This is a genomic window from Rhodococcus sp. NPDC127527, from assembly GCF_042672245.1.
GTDB lineage: Bacteria > Actinomycetota > Actinomycetes > Mycobacteriales > Mycobacteriaceae > Rhodococcus_G.
In genome coordinates this window covers 259,156-279,093 of the sequence record NZ_JBHXVP010000006.1, presented here as the reverse complement: position 1 = coordinate 279,093, position 19,938 = coordinate 259,156, and the positions used below count along the sequence as shown (strand labels likewise).

The following is a 19,938-nucleotide window of genomic DNA, read 5'->3' as shown; positions in this document are numbered from 1 at the left end:
ATCGGTAGTCAGGCGAACTTGCGTCGGTAGATCGCGATCGCGGCACCGTACGAGAGGACGAGGATGCCGGCGCACCAGCCGAGGGCGACCCAGATGTCGGAGTCCACCGCCTGGCCCGCGAGCAGGTCGCGGATCGCATTGACGATCGAGGTCACGGGCTGGTTGTCGGCGAAGGCCCGCACCGGTCCGGGCATCGACTCCGTGGGTACGAACGCGGAGCTGACGAACGGCAGGAAGATCAGCGGGTAGGCGAACGCGCCCGCGCCGTCCACCGAGTTCGCCGAGAGGCCGGCGATCACGGCGAGCCAGGTCAGCGCCAGCGTGAACAGGATCAGGATGCCGGCGACCGCGAGCCATGCGAGCGGGCTCGCCCCCGAGCGGAACCCCATGAGGAGGGCGACGCCGACGACGATCACCAGCGCGGTCACGTTGGCGACCAACGAGGTAAGCACGTGCGACCACAGCACCGACGACCGGGCGATCGGCATCGACTGGAACCGTTCGACGATCCCGCCCTGCAGGTCGTTGAAGAGCCGCACGGAGGTGTACGCGACACCCGAGGCGATGGTGATGAGCAGGATGCCGGGCAACAGGTAGCTCACGTACGACTCGGAGCCGGTGTCGATGGCGCCGCCGAACACGAACACGAACAGCAGCATGATCGCGATCGGGGTGACCGCGGTCGTGATGATGGTGTCCGGACTGCGGGTGATGTGCCGCAGGGATCGGCCGGTGAGGGCGGCGGTGTCGCCGAGGACGTGCGTGGTCATCATCGTTCCTTTCGGTCGGCGCCGACGGCGCCCGCGGTGTCGGCGCCCGCCGGTGCGTCGGCGCCGACGATGCTGAGGAAGACCTCCTCGAGGGTCGGCTGCTTCTCGACGTACTCGACCGTCGCGGGCGGGAGCAGCTGCTTGAGTTCGGCGAGGGTGCCGTCGACGATGATCCGGCCCTCGTGGAGGATCGCGATCCGGTCGGCGAGCTGCTCGGCCTCCTCCAGGTACTGCGTGGTGAGCAGCACCGTCGTGCCGCCCCGGGCGAGGTCCCGCACGGCCTGCCACACCTCGTTGCGTGCCTGGGGGTCCAGTCCCGTCGTCGGCTCGTCGAGGAAGACGACCGGCGGGTCCCCGATCAGGCTCATCGCGATGTCGAGGCGCCGACGCATGCCGCCCGAGTACGTCCCGACCTTCCGGTCGCCGGCGTCGGTCAGCGAGAAGCGCGCGAGCAGCTCGTCCGCGATCACCCCGGGATTCGCCAGGTGCCGGAGCCGGGCGACCAGCACGAGATTCTCCCTGCCGCTGAGGATCTCGTCGACCGCGGCGAACTGCCCGGTGAGACTGATGGATTCGCGCACGTTCGCCGCCTGCGTGGCGACGTCGAAGCCGTCGACCGCCGCCGTGCCGGCGTCCGCCCTCAGCAGCGTCGCCAGGATCTTCACGAGGGTGGTCTTGCCGGCCCCGTTCGAGCCGAGCAGGGCGAAGATGCTGCCCCGCTCGACCTCGAAGTCGACGCCGCGCAGCACGTGGAGCTGCTCGTACGACTTCTCGACGCCCTGCACCCGGATGGCCGGTTGGCCGGTCATCGCTGTTCCCTCCGCTCGATGTCCGCGATCGCCTCGATGAGGCGGGCACGCTCCTTGTCGATCCACTGCTTGCCGGAGTAGGCCTGCGCGAACGTCTCGGCGAACTCGACCGGGTCGTCGCCGACGATCGCCCGCACCGGGGTGCCGTCGGCCGCGGCGCGCTCCCAGAGGTCGACGGAGTCGGAAAACATCGTCAGGAGGGTGTCGCCGTCGGTGATGCCCCCGTAGTAGGTGAGGTACCGCTGGAACGCGTTGGCGGCGGTCGCATACGGTTCCGGCAGGGCCTCGAGGCGGGCCTTGTACTGCTTGTACTGCTTCTTCTGCTCGAGCGATCCGGTGAGGGTCTCGATCCACTTGGCCGCCATGGTCACTTCTCTCCTTCGTGTAGGTGTTCGATTCGTTCGGCGAGGAAGCTCCAGTTCCTCCAGAACTCGCCCAGTTGGTCCCGCCCCCGCGTGTTGAGGGTGTAGACCTTGCGCGGCGGCCCCTTCTCGGACGGGACCTTCTCCACGTCGACGAGGTCACGCTGCTCGACCCTGACGAGCAGGGCGTAGATGGTGCCCTCCGCGATGTCCGCGAAGCCCTGATCGCGCAGCCTTGCCGTGATCTCGTATCCGTATGCGGGTCGCTCGGACAGGATCGCCAGCACGATGCCCTCGAGGACTCCCTTGAGCATCTCGGTCGCCTGCTTGCTCATTCGAACCTCCTTCCAGTACTCAGTGTTGCCAGGTACCGGTAGAAAGTAACACTGAGTACCGGTACTTGGCAACACTTAGTAGCAACCAGTCCGTCCGGTCCCGTCGTCGTCCCCGGTCGAGGGGGCACCGAACACCGGGCACCGCCCGATCGGCGCGGCGGTGACCGGCCGATGAATTCTTCGGATCGTCCTGGGAAGACATCGAATCCGCACGATTCCAGGTCTACGGCGCGGGCGTCCCGACTGCTATCCATGACAGTCGTGACGAAACTTCTCGCCGGACTCGTGGGTGTCGGCATCGTGGTCGCCGCGATGGCGGGCACCCATTCCGCCGAACCCGACCGCGGGCTCAGCGAGTCCCAGCTGGACCTGCTGGCCGACGTGCGGTCGGAGGTGCCGACCCTCGACGGGAAGTCCGACGAGCGGATCGTCGCGCACACCGCACTGGTCTGCGAGAAGCTGGCCCTGCCACGCCGAAACCGGTACGAAATCGCGCTGAGCGCGCTGCGGAGCCTCGGCTACCGGGAGAGCGACGCCGAGACGTTCGTCCTGTACGCGGCCGGGATCAGTTGCCCGGAGTCGCTGCCGCGGATCCCCCGCTGATCGCGCGCGGCGCGTCGAGCGGCAGGTCGCGAATCCGTCGGGCCGGATTGCCCGCGTAGACGCCGTTCGGCTCGCAGTCCTTGGTGACGACGGCGCCCGCACCGACGATGCATCCCGACCCGATGGTGACGCCGGGCAGCACGATCGCGCGCGCACCGATCCAGCAGCCGTCCCCGACCACGATCGGCCGGTGGCAGACCCGGCCGCCGCGACCGTCGGCCGGACCGATCTCGTGGGTGCTGGTGATGAACTGCGCGCCGTGTCCCACCGCGACCTGCCGGCCGAGGGTGATCGGCGCCGTGCAGTCGAACAGCACGCCGCGGTTGACGAACGTCCCCAGCCCCATCCGAATGTCCTTGCCGCCGAAGTGACATCCCGCGTAGATCCCGGCGCCCCACACCTTGGCTCCCCCGGCGAGCAGCAGCAGGATGCGCAGCCACACCGGGACGAGAGCGGAGGACTGGATGATCGTGATCAGGCGCACCCGACGACCCTATCCGCCGACGTGCTGGTTGGACCGGGTCTGCGGTCCTAGACTTCCGGCAGATGCCGCCCGTCGGCACCCGCCCCGCGTCCCCCGAGGAGCCGTCCCGTGTCGCAGCCCCGCACCGTCCCCGTCGTCTTCGTCCACGGACTGTGGATGCACTCGATCAGCTGGGGCGACTGGGTGGACCTGTTCACCGCCGCGGGCTACGACGCGATCGCGCCGGGCTGGCCCGGCGACGCGACCACGGTCGACGCGACCCGCCAGGATCCCGACGCGCTGAACCGGAAGGGCATCGGCGAGGTCACCGAGCACTACGCGGCGCTCATCTCGCGGCTGCCCGACATCCCGATCGTGGTCGGCCACTCGGTCGGCGGTCTGATCGCGCAGCGCCTGCTCGGCCGCGGACTCGCCCGCGGCGCCGTCGCGCTGACCCCCGCCCAGTTCAAGGGCGTGCTGCGGATGTCCCCCACCCAGATCGGGTCGGTGCTGCCGGTCCTGCGTAAGCCCGGACTGCGATCGAAGACCTGGTCGCACACGCCCGAGACCTTCCACGCGACCTTCGCCAACGCGGTCCCCCGCGACGAGTCCGACCGGATCTTCGCAGACTTCGCGATCCCCGCGCCGGGTCGGCCACTGTTCCAGGCCGCCCTCGCGAACCTGGCACCGGGCAGTCCCGCCAAGGTCGACACGCGCAGCGCCCGCGGACCGTTGCTGATGGTCGCCGGCGGGCAGGACCGGCTGGTCCCGGAGCCGTTGGTCCACTCGGCCTACAACGTCCAGCGTCGCAACCTCGGGGTCACCGAGTACCAGGTGTTCCCCGACCGCGGCCACTCGCTCGCCGCCGACCACGGCTGGCGCGAGGTGGCCGACGCGGCGCTGGACTTCCTGGAACGGCACGACCTGGCGCCGTCCACGCCCGGCGCCGAGTCGTAGCGCGGTCAGCGCCTCGGGCGCCTGACGGGGCCCGGGGCGGGTTTGTGGTGGTCGAGGCGGTCGCGGCGGCGCAGCTCGGTGAGAAAGAGCGCGCACACCGTGAGGTAGGCGCCGAGCACGCCGACCGGCGCGGCGACGATGAGAGCAAGAGCGGCAAGGAATTCCATCTGGTCTCCCCACGGGCGTCATGCACGTTCGGAGGCAATCGATCGATGCCAGGCCCCAGCAGGGCCGTACCTCCACGGTAGGAGGCGGCATACCGGTTCAGGTGAAGCCCGAGTGAACTCTGCTTGTGACCTCGCACACGGTTGTCGAGTCGAACTCGGCGCCGTAATGGCAAGATTCGCAACGCAGTTCCTTAGCGAATGGAGTCGGCAGTGGCGCCAACAACCGTGAAGTCCGCGCGAAAGCGCTTGAACAAGTTGATCCGCGCCGTCAACCACGACACCGTGGCGGTCGAGATCGCCGGCAAGCACGGCAACGCGGTGCTGATCTCCCGCGATCGCTACCTCGCGCTGCAGGAATCGACCTTCCTGCTCCGGTCACCCGAGCTGATGCAGAGCCTGCGCCGGGCGGCGGAACGCTCGCTTCGCGAAAATGCTGCCGCCCCAGAGGAGAGCACCGAGAATCGGAAGCCCACCCGAAGGCGCAAGAAGGCAAAGAAGAGGTAGCCATCCGTCTGGGAGGCGAGTCGGACCACCGCGCCCATCAGGCTCCTGCCAACCCAGTGTTGCTCTCGGCCCCGCACCGACGGCGCTTCGGCCTCCAAGTGCCACTGTCATTCGTTCGGTCAGAGAATCGAAAACACGCCCTGTTCTCCGGGATTCGTCGAGACAACCTGCTAGAAGTGGTCGGATTGATCGATGCACATGTCGGGGGAAGTCACACACGCGGCTGGTTCCGCGGTGTTCTACCATGCAACACCTCGACGACCTCACAACGGCGGTTGCCATGACCGCATCCCATCGCCGAACCAGGAGCTGCACCTATGGACTTCGCTGAAGCAATCAATGCCCTAGCCGGAAAGATTCGCGACAAGAAGAGTGGCATCGAGACCGAAGAAGCAACGAAAAACGCGTTCATCATGCCGTTCATCTCATCGGTACTCGGATACGACGTCTTCGACCCAAGCGAAGTGGTGCCGGAGTTCGTCGCCGACGTCGGAGTCAAGCGTGGGGAAAAGATCGACTACGCCATCCTGAAGAACGGTGACGTTCGGATGTTGGTTGAGTGCAAGAAGGTTGGCGAACCTCTCAACGTGAACCATGCGTCCCAGCTGTTCCGGTACTTCGCCGTGACGTCGGCCCGCATCGCTATCCTCACGAACGGGCAGGTGTACCAGGTTTACACCGACGGTGACGCCCCGAACGTGATGGACGAAAAGCCTTTCCTGGTCTTCGATCTCCTCGACATCGACCGCACGCTGATCCCCGAAATGCAGAAGCTGTCGAAGGAGTCGTTCGACCTGGATTCGGTAGTCAACGCGGCCGAGGAGCTCAAGTACATCGGGATGATCAAGCGGATCATGGCGTCCGAGATCAAGAGCCCGACCGACGATTGGATCAAGTACTTCGTGTCGCGGGCCTACGACGGGAAGGCCACCCAGAGGGTCGTGGACCAATTCCGCCCCTTGGTCACAAAGGCCACCAGCCAGTACATCGGCGACCAAGTGAACGACCGGCTCAAGAATGCCCTCGGCGGCGACCTGCCCAGCGCCGACACCGTCCAGGCTCCGAGCCCAACGGACGTGGTGGCAGCTGAGATCGAGCCTGTGAACGCGCCGGACCCCGACATCGTTACCACCGACGAGGAGCTGGAAGGCTTCAACATCGTCCGGGCCATCGCCGTCTCCGAGGTTGCGCCCGAGCGGATCGTCTACCGGGACGCGAAAACCTACTTCGCAGTCCTGTTGGACGACAACAACCGCAAGCCGATCATCCGCCTGTACCTGAACGGCAAGAGCGTGAAGTTCGTGACGACGTTCGAGAACGGCAACAAGGCCGGGGCTCGATACGACATCGAATCCGTCGTCGACATCTACAAGGTTGCCGAACAGATCCGGTCGGTGATCCGCGAGTATGCCGGCGAGGGCGTAGTTACTCCGGTCGGCTGACAGCCTGAGCCAGGCCACATTTCCCGCACTTCGATCGAGTTCCGCAGGCACGGTCGGAAGATTCGTAAGTCATCAGAATCGCGCGAACCCCCAGCGAATGCTGGGGGTTCGCTGCTTTGGACGTTGCCGCCGCTTCAGGAACTGTGGGCGCGGAGGGTTTCGAACCCCCGACCGCTGGTGTGTAAAACCAGAGCTCTACCACTGAGCTACACGCCCTGAATTCGGCGGACGGAATCGTCCACCGAATTGCACTCAGGAATCTAGCGCGGCGAGCGCGTTCTCCCAAGCCGCCTGGTCACGGGCCTCGCCGGGGCCGTTCATCTCGGCGAACCGGATGATGCCCTCCTTGTCGACGACGAAGGTCCCGCGGTTGGCGAACCCGGCCTTGTCGTTGAACACGTCGTAGGCCTGGGCGACCGCGCCGTGCGGCCAGAAGTCCGACAGCAGCGGGAAGGTGTATCCCTGCTCGGCGGCCCAGATCTTGTGCGTGGGCGGCGGGCCCACCGAGATCGCGAGCACGGCGGCGTCGTCGTTCTCGAACTTCGGCAGCCCGTCCCGGACGCGGCACAGCTCGCCCTGACAGGTTCCGGTGAACGCGAGCGGGTAGAACACCAGCAGCACGTTCTTGCTGCCCCGGTAGTCCGCGAGCGAGACTTCCTGGTTGTTCTGGTCCTTGAGGGTGAACTCGGGCGCAACGGCGCCGACTTCGAGGGGCACGACGACTCCTAGGTCTCCGGGTGGACGGTCAGCGCTTGGCCGGGCGAGCCTTGGGCTGCACCAGCCGGCTGCCCGACCAGGATCCGAGGTTCGCCGCCGAGGTCTGCGTCAGACCCGCGGTCGGCGCGGACTCGGCGATCTCGCTGGGCTCGACGTGTCCCGGCTGACCGGTCTTGGGGCTGAGCACCCACACGAAGCCCTCGTCGGCGAGGGGTCCGATGGCATCCATGAGGGCGTCGACCAGGTCGCCGTCGCCGTCCCGCCACCACAGCAGGACCACGTCGATCACCTCGTCGGAGTCCTCGTCGAGGAGTTCCGCGCCGATGGTCTCCTCCACCGATGCCCTCAGGGCATCGTCGGTGTCCTCGTCCCAACCCAGTTCCTGAACGACCATGTCATTGGTAATGCCGAGTTTCTGGGCGTAGTTCTGGGCGTCGGCCGCGGCGACCACGGTGGTGTCCTCCTCTTGTTGACTAACTTCAAGGCTCAGCACCGGTCGGTGCGGATCAGTAGTGAAAGCGAACATGCTCGACGGCTCTCGCGCAAGCGGACCGCGCCGAAAAGGCCACAAAATATTCGGATCCAGGCGAATCAACCTCGCCTACGCCGTCGCGTCGACGATTTGGCAGGATTGATGTAGATCACCGTCAAGTTGTAAACCGAGCCGCCGTCACACTGGCGACTCGGCTGGATCGGGCGCCGCACCGAGCGTCCACCGCGATGAGGAGCAAATGTTGTCCGAGCACACCCAGGACCCGGTATCGCAACCCACGCCGCATCCCGTACCCAGCGCCGATGGCCGCGTACGCGTGATCCGTGAGGGCGTCGCCTCCTACCTTCCCGACATCGATCCGGACGAGACCGGCGAATGGATCGAGAGTTTCGACGATCTGCTGCAACGCTCGGGCCCGTCCCGCGCCCGCTACCTGATGCTGCGACTGCTCGAGCGCGCCGGCGAGCGGAACGTCGCGATCCCCGCACTCACCTCCACCGACTACGTCAACACCATCCCCACCGAGAACGAGCCCTGGTTCCCCGGTGACGAGGAGGTCGAGCGCCGATTCCGCGCCTGGATCCGCTGGAACGCCGCGATCATGGTGCACCGCGCGCAGCGCCCCGGCGTCGGCGTCGGCGGCCACATCTCCACCTACGCGTCCTCCGCCGCCCTCTACGAGGTGGGCTTCAACCACTTCTTCCGCGGCAAGGACCACCCGGGCGGCGGCGACCAGATCTTCATCCAGGGTCACGCCTCCCCCGGCATCTACGCCCGCGCCTTCCTGGAGGGCCGCATCCCCGCCGCGCAGATGGACGGCTTCCGCCAGGAGCACAGCCACGCGGACGCCGGCGGCGGACTGCCGTCGTACCCGCACCCGCGCCTGCTGCCGGACTTCTGGGAGTTCCCGACCGTCTCCATGGGTCTGGGCCCGATGAACGCCATCTACCAGGCCCGGTTCAACCACTACCTGCACGACCGCGGCATCAAGGACACCTCCGACCAGCACGTGTGGGCGTTCCTCGGCGACGGCGAGATGGACGAGCCCGAGTCGCGGGGCCTGGCACACGTGGCGGCGACCGAGGGCCTGGACAACCTCACCTTCGTCGTCAACTGCAACCTGCAGCGCCTCGACGGCCCAGTCCGCGGCAACGGCAAGATCATCCAGGAGCTCGAGTCGTTCTTCCGCGGCGCCGGCTGGAACGTCATCAAGGTGGTCTGGGGCCGCGAGTGGGACGCGCTGCTGCACGCCGACAAGGACGGCGCGCTCGTCAACCTGATGAACGAGACGCCGGACGGCGACTACCAGACCTACAAGGCCAACGACGGCGGCTTCGTGCGCGAGCACTTCTTCGGCCGCGACCCGCGCACCAAGGAACTGGTCAAGGACCTGTCCGACCAGGAGATCTGGAACCTCAAGCGCGGCGGCCACGACTACCGCAAGGTCTACGCCGCGTACGCCGCGGCGATGGCGCACAAGGGCCAGCCGACGGTGATCCTGGCGCACACCATCAAGGGCTACACCCTCGGCAAGCACTTCGAGGGCCGCAACGCCACGCACCAGATGAAGAAGCTCACCCTCGACGACCTCAAGCGCTTCCGCGACCTGCAGCGCATCCCGATCTCCGACGCCGAACTGGAGAAGGATCCGTACCTGCCGCCGTACTACCACCCCGGGCCCGACGCGCCGGAGATCCAGTACATGCTGCAGCGCCGCAAGTCGCTCGGCGGGTTCCTGCCCTCGCGCCGCACCGACGTCGCACCGCTGACGCTGCCCGACGACAAGACCTACGACTCGGTGCGCAAGGGGTCGGGCAAGCAGGAGGTCGCGACCACGATGGCGCTGGTCCGCGTCATCAAGGAGTTGCTGCGCGACCCGGAGATCGGCAAGCGGATCGTGCCGATCATCCCGGACGAGGCCCGCACCTTCGGCATGGACTCGTGGTTCCCGTCGCTGAAGATCTACAACCGCAACGGCCAGCTGTACACCTCGGTGGACGCGGACCTGATGCTCGCCTACAAGGAGTCCTCGATCGGGCAGATCCTGCACGAGGGCATCAACGAGGCGGGGTCGACGGCCTCGTTCACCGCGGTCGGCACCTCGTACGCCACCCACGGCGAGCCGATGATCCCGCTGTACATCTTCTACTCGATGTTCGGCTTCCAGCGGACCGGTGACGGCCTGTGGGCGGCGGCGGACCAGATGGCCCGCGGCTTCGTCCTCGGCGCCACCGCGGGCCGTACGACCCTGACCGGCGAGGGCCTGCAGCACGCGGACGGGCACTCGCTGCTGCTCGCGTCGACCAACCCGGCGGCGGTCACCTACGACCCGGCGTACTCGTACGAGATCGCGCACATCGTCAAGGACGGCCTGCGCCGGATGTACGGCGGCACGCCCGGTGTGGACGGCTTCGGCGGGGAGAACGTCTTCTACTACCTGACCATCTACAACGAGCCCTACCAGCAGCCGGCCGAGCCGGCGGACCTCGACGTCGAGGGCCTGCTCAAGGGCATCTACCGATACAGCAGGTCCGAGGGGTCCGGCGCGCGTGCGCAGATCCTGGTCTCGGGCGTCGCGATGCCGGAGGGTCTGCGCGCGCAGCAGCTGCTCGCCGACGACTGGGGCGTGGCCGCCGACGTGTGGTCGGTGACCTCGTGGGGCGAACTGCGCCGCGACGGCATCGAGTGCGAGAAGGCCGCCCTGCGCAGCCCCGACCTCGCCGCGCCGACGCCGTTCGTGACCTCGGCCCTGGCCGGCGCCGAGGGTCCGTTCGTGGCGGCCTCCGACTGGATGCGGGCGGTCCCGGACCAGATCCGGCAGTGGGTGCCCGGCGACTACACCACGCTCGGCACCGACGGGTTCGGGTTTTCCGACACCCGGACCGCGGCGCGGCGCTACTTCAACGTGGACGCCGAGTCGATCGTCGTGGCCGTGCTGTCCGGTCTCGCCCGGGCGGGCAAGGTCGAGCACAACACGCCCGCGGCGGCGGCCCGCCAGTACCGGATCGACGACGTGCTCGCGGCACCGACGTCGCTCAAGGATCCCGGCAGCGCGTAGCCGCCGGCGACCGTCGGCCGGGGCGTCCCGGCACCGTTCGCGGTGCCGGGACGCCCCCGTTCGGTGCGCCGGAATGCCGGTACGGTCCCGGAAGGGCGTACGTTTCGGTGTTATGGGTGAGCAGGAGTCCGCCGCGGCGGCACCGCCGGGCGACGACGCGACGTCGGTGACGCCGGGCGACGACACACCCCGCCACGCCCCCTCCCCGGCCTTCGCACGCACGCGCCAGACCCGCGATCCGCTGCCCGACGCCCTGCTGCGACGGGTCAAACAGTTCTCCGGCCGCCTGTCCACCGAGGCCGTCACCTCCATGCAGGATCAGCTGCCGTTCTTCGGCGACCTCGACGCGGACCAGCGCGCCAGCGTCCAACTGCTGGTGCAGACCGCCGTGGTGAACTTCCTCGAGTGGCTGCAGAACCCCGAGAGCGACATCCGGTTCAGCCTCGACGCCTTCCAGGTCATCCCGCAGGACCTGGCCCGACGACTGACGCTGCGCCAGACGGTGGACATGGTCCGGGTGGCGATGGAGTTCTTCGAACAGTGGCTGCCCGCGCTGGCCCGCAACGAACGCCAGCTCGTAGCGTTGACCGAGGCGGTGCTGCGCTACGGCCGTGAGCTGGGGTTCACGGCGGCCTCGGTGTACGCGAGCGCGGCCGAGTCGCGCGGCGCCTGGGACACCCGCCTCGAGGCGCTGGTGGTCGACGCCGTCGTGCGCGGGGACAGCGGTCCGGACATGCTCTCGCGCGCGGCGACGCTGAACTGGGACGCCAACGCGCCGGCCACCGTGCTGGTCGGAACGCCGCCGCCCGACCAGGGCGTGTCGGTGGTCTCGACCGTGCACACCACAGCCCAGAAGCACGGCCGGGCCGCCCTCGCGGTGGTCCAGGGTTCACGGTTGGTCATGGTGGTCAGCGGCGACATGCAGCAGTCCCAGACCAACCGGCCCTTCCTCACCGACCTGCTGACCAACTTCTCGTCCGGGCCCGTGGTGATCGGACCGACCACCCCGACGCTCGGCGCCGCGCACTTCAGCGCGGTCGAGGCGCTGGCCGGGATGGAGGCCGTCACCGGCTGGCGCGCCGCGCCGCGGCCCGTGCACGCCGCCGAACTCCTCCCCGAGCGCGCCCTGCTCGGCGACCGGGCCGCGATGGACTCCCTCAACGATCTGCTCGTCCAGCCGCTGGCGTCCTCGGGATCGAACCTGACCGACACCCTCGACGCGTACCTGGACTGCGGTGCCGCGGTCGAGACCTGCGCCCGCCAACTGTTCGTCCATCCAAATACCGTGCGGTACCGGCTGAAGAAAATCGCCGAGGTGACTGGGAGGGATCCGACAAACCCGCGCGACGCGTACGTACTCCGAATCGCAGCAACGGTCGGAAGACTGACTCAAACTCGTCACGAATCGGCGCTTTCTACCACTTCAGTCACAGCCGCAACAATCCGTGGATTGGGCCTGTAACGGACGACCGTCCAATCGCGATAGCGGACGCCGACGTGCCGTTTTGTGGACCTTCTACAAAACACTTGTCCAAGGTTCATGGCCAACAACACCTCACGGGGGCACCTGAACGGTGTTCCCTTAGTCCTGTGATTGCGTTGCTTGCCCCTGGTCAGGGGTCCCAGACTCCCGGCATGCTCAGCCCCTGGCTGGAGCTGCCGGGCACGGCCGATCGTCTCGCCATCTGGTCGAAGGCGTCCGGCCTCGACCTCGTCCGCCTCGGCACCACTGCGACCGCGGAGGAGATCACCGACACGGCGGTGACCCAGCCCCTCGTGGTGGCCGCCGCGCTGCTGGCGTTCGAGGAACTCGACCGTCGCGGGCAGGCCCCCGCCGACCTGATCACCGCAGGCCACTCGGTCGGCGAGCTGGCCGCCGCCGCCATCGCCGGCGTCATCTCCGCCGACGACGCGGTCGCGCTCGCCGCGCTGCGCGGAGCGGAGATGGCCAAGGCCTGCGCGATCGAGCCGACCGGCATGTCGGCGGTCCTCGGCGGAGACGAGGCCACCGTCCTCGCCCGGCTCGACGAACTCGGACTCGCCCCCGCGAACCGCAACGCGGCCGGTCAGATCGTCGCGGCCGGCCTGCTGAGTGCCCTCGCCGAACTGGCCGAGAACCCGCCGGAGAAGGCTCGGGTCCGGGCGCTCCCCGTGGCGGGCGCCTTCCACACCACGTTCATGGGTCCCGCGCAGGACGCGGTCACCGCGGCGGCATCGCGCATCGTCCCCTCGGAGCCGACCCGCACCCTGCTGTCCAACTCCGACGGTCAGCCGGTCACCTCCGGCGCCGACGCGCTGGCCAAGCTGGCCGCCCAGGTAACCAAGCCGGTGCGCTGGGACCTGTGCACCGAATACCTCCGCACCGCCGAGGCCGACGCAATCGTCGAGCTGCCCCCGGCCGGAACCCTGGTCGGTATCGCCAAGCGCGAGATGCGCGGCACGCCGACGCTCGCCCTCAAGACTCCCGACGATCTGGACGGACTCTCGCAGTTCACCTGAGTCGGGTACAACCTCACCGTCCGACCCGGACATCGAGGAACTTGCACCACGCACGACTTGCACGAGATCGGCCACCTAGCTCACCGGCCGATTGCAGGACCCGAAGAGAAACACCAACCAAGAAGGGAGCCACCCAGTGGCCGCCACGCAGGAAGAACTCATTGCCGGACTCGCGGAGATCATCGAGGAGGTCACCGGCATCGAGCCGTCCGAGGTGACCATCGAGAAGTCCTTCATCGACGACCTCGACATCGACTCGCTGTCCATGGTCGAGATCGCCGTCCAGACCGAGGACAAGTACGGCGTCAAGATCCCGGACGAGGACCTCGCGAGCCTGCGCACCGTCGGCGACGCCGTCGGCTACATCCAGAAGCTCGAGGCCGAGGGCGGCGACATCGCCGACGCCGTCAAGGCCAAGATCGACTCCGCCAAGAACGAGGAGTGAGCTCGCCCGTGACTTCCACCAGGAACTTCCCCAACGTCGTCGTCACCAGCCTCGCGGCCACGACGTCGATCGCTGGTGACGTGGATGCCACGTGGAAGGGCCTGCTCGCCGGCGAATCCGGAATCGGGATCCTCGACGATCCGTTCATCGAGGAGTTCGATCTCCCCGTCCGAATCGGTGGCCACCTCAAGGTGAGCCCCGACGATTCCCTCTCCCGCGTCGAGATCCGGCGGATGAGCTACGTGGAGCGACTCGCCCTCGTACTCAGCCGCCAGGTGTGGGAGAACGCGGGCAGTCCCGAGGTCGACAACGACCGCCTCGGGGTGGTCATCGGCACCGGACTCGGCGGTGGCGAGGCACTGATCGACACCGTCGACAAGATGCGCAACGGCGGATTCCGGAAGGTCTCGCCGTTCGCGGTGCAGATGGTGATGCCGAACGGTCCGTCGGCGGTGGTCGGGCTCGAGCTCGGCGCCCGCGCCGGCGTCATCACGCCCGTGTCGGCGTGTTCGTCCGGCTCGGAGGCGATCGCGCACGCGTACCGGATGCTGGTCATGGGCGACGCCGACATCATCGTCACCGGTGGTGTCGAGGGCCAGATCGACCCGCTTCCCATCGCGAGCTTCGCGATGATGCGGGCGCTCAGCTCCCGCAACGACGACCCGGCGGGCGCCTCGCGCCCGTTCGACAGGGATCGCGACGGCTTCGTCTTCGGCGAGGCGGGCGCGATGATGGTCCTCGAAACCGAGGAGCACGCGAAGGCGCGCGGTGCCACCATCCACGCACGACTGCTGGGTGCGGGCATCACCTCGGACGGCTACCACATCGTGGCGCCGCACCCCGAGGGCACCGGAGCGGCGCGGGCGATGACCCGGGCCATCCAGACGGCCGGCCTGACCAAGGCCGACATCAAGCATGTGAACGCGCACGCGACCGCGACACCGATCGGCGACACCGCCGAGGCGTCGGCGATCAACTCCGCGGTCGGTACGCATGCTGCGGTGTACGCACCGAAGTCCGCGCTCGGGCACTCTATCGGCGCCGTCGGTGCGCTCGAGGCAGTGCTCACGGTCCTGAGTGTGCGTGACGGGATCATCCCCCCCACGCTCAATCTCGAGAATCAGGATCCAGAGATCGACCTCGACGTTGTCAAGGGCGAAGCCCGCAACGGCGATTTCGATTTCGCCATCAACAACTCGTTCGGATTCGGTGGGCACAATGTCGCGCTCGCCTTCGGCCGCGCCTGACAGGTCGGCACAGTTCGACGGTGGGTCCGGTCCCGGAGACATCCGGGACCGGACCCCACCCCCGGCCACCGCCCCTGGCGGCTCAGCACTTCAAGGAGGACCGGCGATGACCATCTTGGCTCCGATCACCAGATCCGATTCCCAGCTCGACCCGCGCGATCCCCTGACGAGGCTCGAGAGCCTGTTCGACGCCGGGACCACCGTCACGCTGCACCCCCGCGACAAGTCCGGTGTGCTCGCGGCGTCCGGCGAGATCGACGGCGTCCGCACCATCGCCTACTGCTCCGACGCCACCGTCATGGGTGGCGCCATGGGTGTGGAGGGTTGCAAGCACATCGTCGCGGCCATCGACACCGCCATCGAGGAGAAGGCCCCGATCGTCGGCATCTGGCACTCGGGCGGGGCCCGCCTGGCGGAGGGCGTCGAAGCCCTGCACGCCGTCGGCCTCGTGTTCGAAGCCATGGTCCGGGCGTCCGGCCTGATCCCCCAGCTTTCCGTCGTCCTCGGCTTCGCCGCGGGCGGCGCCGCCTACGGTCCCGCCCTCACCGACGTGGTGATCATGGCGCCCGAGGGCCGCGTCTTCGTCACCGGACCCGACGTGGTCCGCTCGGTCACCGGCGAGCAGGTCGACATGGCCTCGCTCGGCGGCCCCGACACCCACACCAAGAAGTCCGGCGTGGCGCACATCGCCGCGCACGACGAGCTCGACGCCCTGCACCGGGCCCGCCGGCTGGTGTCGATGTTCTCCGACCAGGGCGAGTTCGACCAGGCCGCGGCCGAGCACGGCGACAGCGACCTGCGGGCGATGATGCCCGAGTCCGCCAAGCGCGCGTACGACGTCCGTCCGATCGTGCACGAGCTGCTCGACAACGTCGACGGCGAGTCCAGCTTCGAGGAACTGCAGGGCAACTACGCGCGCAGCATCGTCACCGGCCTCGGCCGGATGGGCGGCCGGACCGTCGGCGTCATCGCGAACAACCCGCTGCGACTCGGTGGGTGCCTGAACTCCGAGAGCGCGGAGAAGGCCGCCCGCTTCGTGCGGCTGTGCAACGCCTTCGGGATCCCCCTCGTCGTCGTCGTCGACGTCCCCGGCTACCTGCCCGGCGTCAGCCAGGAGTGGGAGGGCGTGGTGCGCCGCGGCGCCAAGCTGCTGCACGCGTTCGCCGAGGCGACCGTCCCCCGCGTCACCGTGGTGACCCGCAAGATCTACGGCGGCGCCTACATCGCGATGAACTCCCGCGCGCTCGGCGCCACCGCCGTGTTCGCGTGGCCGGAGGCCGAGGTCGCGGTCATGGGCGCCAAGGCCGCGGTCGGCATCCTGCACAAACGGGCGCTGGCGGCCGCGCCGGAGGACGAGCGCGAGGCGCTGCACGATCGCCTCGCGGCCGAGCACGAGGCGATCGCCGGCGGTGTCGGCCGGGCCATGTCGATCGGTGTGGTCGACGAGCTGATCGATCCCGCCAAGACCCGCAGCATCGTCACCGCGGCGCTGGCCGCGGCCCCGGCCCGCCGCGGGGCGCACAAGAACATCCCGCTCTGAGCCGAGCCCACGACGCGAAGAAGGCCCCCGACCTGCGAGGTCGGGGGCCTTCCTACGTGATCAGTGGATCACAGAGGATGAACGGCGGTGGCCTGAGGACCCTTGGGTCCCTGGGCGATCTCGAACTCCACCTGCTGATTCTCCTCGAGGCTCTTGAAGCCGGAGCCCTGGATCTCGGAGAAGTGCACGAAGACGTCCGGTCCGTCCGCCTGAGCGATGAAGCCGAAGCCCTTTTCCGCGTTGAACCACTTGACTGTTCCCTGAGTCATATTTGCTCCTTACAGGGATTGGGTTGCGGGGACCACACCGTGCGGTACCCCGGGCCGGTTCGAGACTCGGCGTCTCCAGATTCCTGAAGGCAAACAGAGCGCACGCAACTGAAGTTCTTTGCGAGCGTGCGGGTACACAGACACAGAAAAACTACGACCGTCCACCTTCAACCACGGCGCCGTCGGATTCATTCCCCGCGCCTGTCACTGCCCGCTATCCGACGTCGCGGTGCAGCCAGGTCACCTCGGCGCCGCCCTCGCCCCCGCTGCGGTACGGCTCCAGCGCCTGGTCCCAGGCCGCGCCGAGCGCGTTGTCCAGTTCGGACGCCAGCGCGTCCCCGCCGCCGTGCTCCTCGATGAGCGCACGCAGTCGCATCTCGCCGAGGATGACGTCACCGTTGGCGCTCGTCGAGCCCCGCCACAGCCCGAGTCCCGGTACGTGGCTGAATCTTTCGCCGTCGACGCCCTCGCTCGGGTCCTCGGTGACCTCGAAGCGCAACATCGGCCACGCGCGCAGGGCGTTGACCAGGCGGGCACCCGTCCCGACGGGGCCGACCCAGTTGCTGGTGGCGCGCAGTTGGCCGGGCGAGGCCGGCTGGGACGTCCACTTGAGGTTCGGGCGGGTGTCGAGCGTCGCGACAAGGGCCCATTCGACGTGCGGGCACAGCGCTGCTGGCGACGAGTGCACGTGTAGTACACCGTTCGTCGCGTCGGCGAACTGATTCAATGCGCGCACAAGGCACCTCCGGCTTCGACGAGGGACGTCTTCCCCAACGGCCTCATGTCGGCAGCCACGCCTGTAACGCGGTACCAGTGTGCCCCGTGTGCACCGTGTTGCGCCAGTGGAACGAAAATACGGGTGGTTTCGCCTAGTTTCCGTCGACTTCGACCAGCACGGCGTCGCTCAGCGGCGGCCAGGCCTCCTTCGCCCAGTCGCCGAAGTCCCGGTCGGCCAGCGCTACACACGACAGGCGCCGGACCGGGTCGACCCACAGGAACGTGCCCGACTGCCCGAAGTGGCCGTAGGTCGCGGGCGAGTTCGCCGAGCCGGTCCAGTGCGGCGACTTGGCTCCCTTGATCTCGAAGCCGAGTCCCCAGTCGTTGGGGCGCTGGGTGCCGTAACCGGGCAGCAGACCGGCCAGCCCGGGGTACTGCACCGTCGCGGCGTCGCGGGCGGTCTGTTCGGAGACCAGGGTGGGCCGCAGCAGTTCGGCGGCGAAACGGGCCAGGTCGCCGGTGGACGAGCGGGCGCCGTGCCCGGCCGGGCCCACCAGGTCGGAGGCCGCCATGCCGAGCGGCGCGAACACCGCGTCGCGCAGGTAGTCGGGGAACGCGATCGAGGTCTCGGCCTCGACCAGCTCGGCGAGCACCTCGAATCCCGCGCTCGAGTAGATCCGCTTGTCCCCCGGCGCGGCCTGCACCCGGCGCTCGCCGAACGCCAGCCCGGACGCGTGCGCGAGCAGGTGCCGCACGGTGGCGCCGGGCGGTCCGGCGGGCGCGTCCAGTTCGATCGCACCCTCCTCGACGGCGACGAGCACGGCGTAGGCCACCAACGGCTTGGTCACCGAGGCCAGGGCGAACACCCGGTCCGGTTCGCCCGCGGCGCCGATCGGCCCGTCCGGACCGACCACCGTCGCCGCGGCGTGGTCGACGGGCCATTGCTCGATCGCGTTGAGGCTGCGCATTTTTCCAGCCTACGAGACCGCCCTCAACCCCGAGTCAGCCTGTCCAGCCCGGCGGCCAGCGCCGGGTCCGCGCCGGCCGCGGCCTGCAGGGCCGCCAAGAACGAGCCGACCAGCACCTGTTCGAGCACTGCCCGTTCGATGTCCGCACTCGCGAGCCATCGCAGGCACGCGGCCTTCTCGAAGGCCAGCCACGACTCGATCGTCATCACCATGGTCTCACTCGGCGCGTCGATGCCCAGCGAGCCGAGGATCAACTCGAACGAGGCCGCGTCGACCCGGCGCGCGAGCGCCGCGAGTTCCGAGCTTCCCCCGGCCCGCATCAGGGCCTGCCACCCGACGCTGTGCAACTGCACGTGGTCCAGGTACGCCCGCAGGCCCGCCATCAGCCTGCCCAGCAGGGCGCCCTCCCGCGCGGAGGCACCCAGGTCGGCGATCATCTTGTCCGCAGCCGACTCCATCGCCGCGGCCACCAGCGCGTCCTTGCCGCCGAAGTAGTGGTACAGCAGTCCGCTCGACACCCCGGCCTCCGCCGAGATCTCCTGCACCGACAGCCGCTCGGGTTCCCGCGTGACGAGCGCACGCAGGGTTGCCTCGATCAGCTCGGTGCGGCGCTGTTCGGACGTCAACCGGGTGCGCTGTTCGGGCACGGTCGCACCCTCCCCTCAGTCTCGCTAGCTCGCTCGGGTCGAGCGAGCTATTGAAAGTCAATTCAATAGAGGCTACCGTCGGAGGTGCTATTGAATCCATTTTCAATACAGGAGCGTGCCATGACGAACAGCGACTCCCCCGCGCAGACCGAACGCTGGATCGAGACCACCACGGGCCCAGTGCACCTACGCGAGATCGGCGCCCGGACCGGCTCGCCGCTGCTGTTCGTGCACGGCGCGCTCGTCGACAGCCACCTCTGGGACGGCGTCGCGGAGCAGGCCGCCGCCCTGGGGTACCGATGCCTGCTGCCGACCCTCCCCCTTGGCTCCCACATTCGACCGATGCGTCGCGGCGCGAATCTCGACCCGCCGGCGCTGGCGGATCTGCTCGCGGAGATCGTCGCCGCACAGGACCTCGAGCGAGTCACCGTGGTGGGCAACGACACGGGCGGCGCCCTGAGTCAGATCCTCGCCGCCCGCCACCCCGACCTCGTCCACACCCTGGTCCTGACCTCGTGCGACGCCTACGAACAGTTCCCGCCGCCGTCGCTGCGAGCCTTCTTCGCGCTGGGTCGGGTCCCCGGGGTCCTCGCCCTGTCCGGGCAACTCACCCGCTCCAGAAGGGTTCGCACCCTGGCGATTCCGCGCCTGCTCAGCCATCGCCGCCCTTCCGACGCGGTGGTGTCCGGCTGGACCAGGCCGTTGCTAGATCGAGCGGTTCGACGTGACACCCGCGCCTTCTTCGCCGGCATCGATTCCGCGCACACGCTGGCCGCGGCACGTCAGCTGCGGCAGCGCCGCGGTCCGACGCTGCTGATATGGGGTTCCGACGACCGCGTCTTCGGGACGGCGCTGGGACGCCGGCTCGCCTCCGACCTCCCGGGCGCCCGGCTGGTGGTGCTCGACGACTGCGCTGCACTCGTGCC

Annotated in this window: 22 protein-coding genes, 1 tRNA gene and 1 pseudogene; 11 read left to right on the top strand and 13 right to left on the bottom strand. The window is 68.5% G+C overall.

The features are described from left to right. Positions 1–8: 8 nt before the first annotated feature. The 4 genes from ACFVH2_RS13325 to ACFVH2_RS13310 are packed head-to-tail and all read right to left on the bottom strand — an operon-like array spanning position 9 to position 2,276. Positions 9–770, bottom strand: coding sequence for an ABC transporter permease (locus tag ACFVH2_RS13325; protein ID WP_378424287.1), 762 nt, complete (start codon positions 768–770; stop codon positions 9–11). Continuing rightward, positions 770–1,579, bottom strand: a complete 810-nt coding sequence (locus ACFVH2_RS13320; RefSeq protein WP_378424285.1) for an ABC transporter ATP-binding protein — start codon at positions 1,577–1,579, stop codon at positions 770–772. Before ACFVH2_RS13320 ends, ACFVH2_RS13325 begins: the two co-directional genes overlap by 1 nt. Then, positions 1,576–1,944 (bottom strand): DUF1048 domain-containing protein, encoded by a 369-nt coding sequence (locus ACFVH2_RS13315; protein WP_378424284.1) that lies wholly within the window; start codon positions 1,942–1,944, stop codon positions 1,576–1,578. The genes ACFVH2_RS13320 and ACFVH2_RS13315 overlap by 4 nt, the downstream gene beginning before the upstream one ends. A 2-nt stretch (positions 1,945–1,946) precedes the next feature. Further along, positions 1,947–2,276 (bottom strand): PadR family transcriptional regulator, encoded by a 330-nt coding sequence (locus tag ACFVH2_RS13310; protein WP_378424282.1) that lies wholly within the window; start codon positions 2,274–2,276, stop codon positions 1,947–1,949. Positions 2,277–2,528: 252 nt separating this feature from the next. Here ACFVH2_RS13310 and ACFVH2_RS13305 point away from each other — a divergent pair, with 252 nt between their 5' ends. Next, positions 2,529–2,879, top strand: coding sequence for a hypothetical protein (locus ACFVH2_RS13305; RefSeq protein ID WP_378424280.1), 351 nt, complete (start codon positions 2,529–2,531; stop codon positions 2,877–2,879). Here the strand turns inward: ACFVH2_RS13305 and ACFVH2_RS13300 are convergent. Next, the gene (locus ACFVH2_RS13300) at positions 2,842–3,363 is read right to left on the bottom strand and encodes an acyltransferase (protein WP_378424278.1); all 522 of its coding nucleotides are present in this window, start codon (positions 3,361–3,363) and stop codon (positions 2,842–2,844) included. The genes ACFVH2_RS13305 and ACFVH2_RS13300 overlap by 38 nt on opposite strands. 108 nt (positions 3,364–3,471) lie before the next feature. On the opposite strand from ACFVH2_RS13300, the gene ACFVH2_RS13295 reads away from it, so the two are divergent. Beyond that, complete coding sequence (locus ACFVH2_RS13295) at positions 3,472–4,299, top strand: alpha/beta hydrolase (protein WP_378424276.1); 828 nt, start codon at positions 3,472–3,474, stop codon at positions 4,297–4,299. A gap of 5 nt (positions 4,300–4,304) precedes the next feature. Here the strand turns inward: ACFVH2_RS13295 and ACFVH2_RS13290 are convergent, their stop codons facing one another. After that, positions 4,305–4,466 carry a hypothetical protein gene (locus ACFVH2_RS13290; RefSeq protein ID WP_378424274.1) on the bottom strand — a complete coding sequence of 54 codons (162 nt, stop codon included), beginning with the start codon at positions 4,464–4,466 and terminating at the stop codon, positions 4,305–4,307. 210 nt (positions 4,467–4,676) lie between these two features. Between ACFVH2_RS13290 and ACFVH2_RS13285 the strand changes: the two genes are divergently transcribed. Together ACFVH2_RS13285 and ACFVH2_RS13280 are read left to right on the top strand one after the other, a co-directional pair. Then, on the top strand, positions 4,677–4,970 hold the full coding sequence (locus ACFVH2_RS13285) for a type II toxin-antitoxin system Phd/YefM family antitoxin (protein WP_378424273.1): 294 nt from the start codon (positions 4,677–4,679) through the stop codon (positions 4,968–4,970). 317 nt (positions 4,971–5,287) lie between these two features. Further along, entirely contained in the window at positions 5,288–6,412 is a 1,125-nt protein-coding gene (locus ACFVH2_RS13280) for a type I restriction endonuclease (protein ID WP_378424271.1), read from the top strand. A 144-nt stretch (positions 6,413–6,556) separates the two neighbouring features. On the opposite strand, the gene ACFVH2_RS13275 is transcribed toward ACFVH2_RS13280, so the two are convergent. The 3 genes from ACFVH2_RS13275 to ACFVH2_RS13265 all read right to left on the bottom strand — a co-directional run bounded on the left by ACFVH2_RS13275 (position 6,557) and on the right by ACFVH2_RS13265 (position 7,580). Next, positions 6,557–6,628: transfer RNA gene (locus ACFVH2_RS13275), tRNA-Val, on the bottom strand. 36 nt (positions 6,629–6,664) lie between these two features. After that, a complete protein-coding gene (locus tag ACFVH2_RS13270; protein WP_378424269.1) occupies positions 6,665–7,129 on the bottom strand; it encodes a peroxiredoxin in 465 nt (154 codons plus the stop codon). 28 nt (positions 7,130–7,157) lie between these two features. Beyond that, entirely contained in the window at positions 7,158–7,580 is a 423-nt protein-coding gene (locus tag ACFVH2_RS13265; protein ID WP_378424267.1) for a DUF3052 domain-containing protein, read from the bottom strand. Positions 7,581–7,860: 280 nt separating this feature from the next. On the opposite strand from ACFVH2_RS13265, the gene aceE reads away from it, so the two are divergent. The 6 genes from aceE (at position 7,861) to ACFVH2_RS13235 (ending at position 16,411) form a co-directional block, all read left to right on the top strand. Further along, positions 7,861–10,680: a pyruvate dehydrogenase (acetyl-transferring), homodimeric type gene (aceE, locus tag ACFVH2_RS13260; protein ID WP_378424265.1), complete on the top strand. Its 2,820-nt coding sequence runs from the start codon at positions 7,861–7,863 to the stop codon at positions 10,678–10,680. 112 nt (positions 10,681–10,792) lie between these two features. Next, entirely contained in the window at positions 10,793–12,142 is a 1,350-nt protein-coding gene (locus tag ACFVH2_RS13255) for a PucR family transcriptional regulator (protein WP_378424263.1), read from the top strand. Between the two features lie 128 nt (positions 12,143–12,270). Further along, complete coding sequence (locus tag ACFVH2_RS13250; RefSeq protein ID WP_378424261.1) at positions 12,271–13,179, top strand: ACP S-malonyltransferase; 909 nt, start codon at positions 12,271–12,273, stop codon at positions 13,177–13,179. A gap of 136 nt (positions 13,180–13,315) precedes the next feature. Further along, entirely contained in the window at positions 13,316–13,624 is a 309-nt protein-coding gene (gene acpM, locus ACFVH2_RS13245) for a meromycolate extension acyl carrier protein AcpM (RefSeq protein ID WP_378424260.1), read from the top strand. Next, positions 13,621–14,871 carry a KasA/KasB family beta-ketoacyl-ACP synthase gene (locus ACFVH2_RS13240; RefSeq protein WP_378424258.1) on the top strand — a complete coding sequence of 417 codons (1,251 nt, stop codon included), beginning with the start codon at positions 13,621–13,623 and terminating at the stop codon, positions 14,869–14,871. Before acpM ends, ACFVH2_RS13240 begins: the two co-directional genes overlap by 4 nt. Before the next feature lie 106 nt (positions 14,872–14,977). Beyond that, positions 14,978–16,411 carry an acyl-CoA carboxylase subunit beta gene (locus tag ACFVH2_RS13235; RefSeq protein ID WP_378424256.1) on the top strand — a complete coding sequence of 478 codons (1,434 nt, stop codon included), beginning with the start codon at positions 14,978–14,980 and terminating at the stop codon, positions 16,409–16,411. A gap of 68 nt (positions 16,412–16,479) precedes the next feature. Here the strand turns inward: ACFVH2_RS13235 and ACFVH2_RS13230 are convergent, their stop codons facing one another. From ACFVH2_RS13230 to ACFVH2_RS13215, 4 genes are all read right to left on the bottom strand, one after another. After that, positions 16,480–16,680, bottom strand: coding sequence for a cold-shock protein (locus ACFVH2_RS13230; protein ID WP_378424254.1), 201 nt, complete (start codon positions 16,678–16,680; stop codon positions 16,480–16,482). A gap of 214 nt (positions 16,681–16,894) precedes the next feature. Beyond that, the gene (locus ACFVH2_RS13225) at positions 16,895–17,416 is read right to left on the bottom strand and encodes a DUF3145 domain-containing protein (protein ID WP_378424252.1); all 522 of its coding nucleotides are present in this window, start codon (positions 17,414–17,416) and stop codon (positions 16,895–16,897) included. Between the two features lie 133 nt (positions 17,417–17,549). Continuing rightward, positions 17,550–18,365, bottom strand: coding sequence for a serine hydrolase domain-containing protein (locus tag ACFVH2_RS13220; protein ID WP_378424250.1), 816 nt, complete (start codon positions 18,363–18,365; stop codon positions 17,550–17,552). Positions 18,366–18,388: 23 nt separating this feature from the next. Beyond that, positions 18,389–19,012, bottom strand: coding sequence for a TetR/AcrR family transcriptional regulator (locus ACFVH2_RS13215; RefSeq protein ID WP_378424248.1), 624 nt, complete (start codon positions 19,010–19,012; stop codon positions 18,389–18,391). 120 nt (positions 19,013–19,132) lie between these two features. On the opposite strand from ACFVH2_RS13215, the pseudogene ACFVH2_RS13210 reads away from it, so the two are divergent. Next, positions 19,133–19,888, top strand: a pseudogene (locus ACFVH2_RS13210) (alpha/beta fold hydrolase); the annotation flags it as partial. Positions 19,889–19,938 lie beyond the last annotated feature (50 nt).

Bases quoted from the DNA above. Each gene is read 5' to 3' on its own strand.
- ACFVH2_RS13220 (WP_378424250.1), bottom strand. From the start codon at position 18,365: ATGCGCAGCCTCAACGCGATCGAGCAATGGCCCGTCGACCACGCCGCG.
- ACFVH2_RS13290 (WP_378424274.1), bottom strand. From the start codon at position 4,466: ATGGAATTCCTTGCCGCTCTTGCTCTCATCGTCGCCGCGCCGGTCGGC.
- ACFVH2_RS13280 (WP_378424271.1), top strand. From the start codon at position 5,288: ATGGACTTCGCTGAAGCAATCAATGCCCTAGCCGGAAAGATTCGCGAC.
- ACFVH2_RS13255 (WP_378424263.1), top strand. From the start codon at position 10,793: ATGGGTGAGCAGGAGTCCGCCGCGGCGGCACCGCCGGGCGACGACGCG.
- ACFVH2_RS13315 (WP_378424284.1), bottom strand. From the start codon at position 1,944: ATGGCGGCCAAGTGGATCGAGACCCTCACCGGATCGCTCGAGCAGAAG.
- ACFVH2_RS13325 (WP_378424287.1), bottom strand. From the start codon at position 770: ATGACCACGCACGTCCTCGGCGACACCGCCGCCCTCACCGGCCGATCC.
- ACFVH2_RS13235 (WP_378424256.1), top strand. From the start codon at position 14,978: ATGACCATCTTGGCTCCGATCACCAGATCCGATTCCCAGCTCGACCCG.
- ACFVH2_RS13230 (WP_378424254.1), bottom strand. From the start codon at position 16,680: ATGACTCAGGGAACAGTCAAGTGGTTCAACGCGGAAAAGGGCTTCGGC.
- aceE (WP_378424265.1), top strand. From the start codon at position 7,861: ATGTTGTCCGAGCACACCCAGGACCCGGTATCGCAACCCACGCCGCAT.
- ACFVH2_RS13310 (WP_378424282.1), bottom strand. From the start codon at position 2,276: ATGAGCAAGCAGGCGACCGAGATGCTCAAGGGAGTCCTCGAGGGCATC.
- ACFVH2_RS13320 (WP_378424285.1), bottom strand. From the start codon at position 1,579: ATGACCGGCCAACCGGCCATCCGGGTGCAGGGCGTCGAGAAGTCGTAC.
- ACFVH2_RS13305 (WP_378424280.1), top strand. From the start codon at position 2,529: ATGACAGTCGTGACGAAACTTCTCGCCGGACTCGTGGGTGTCGGCATC.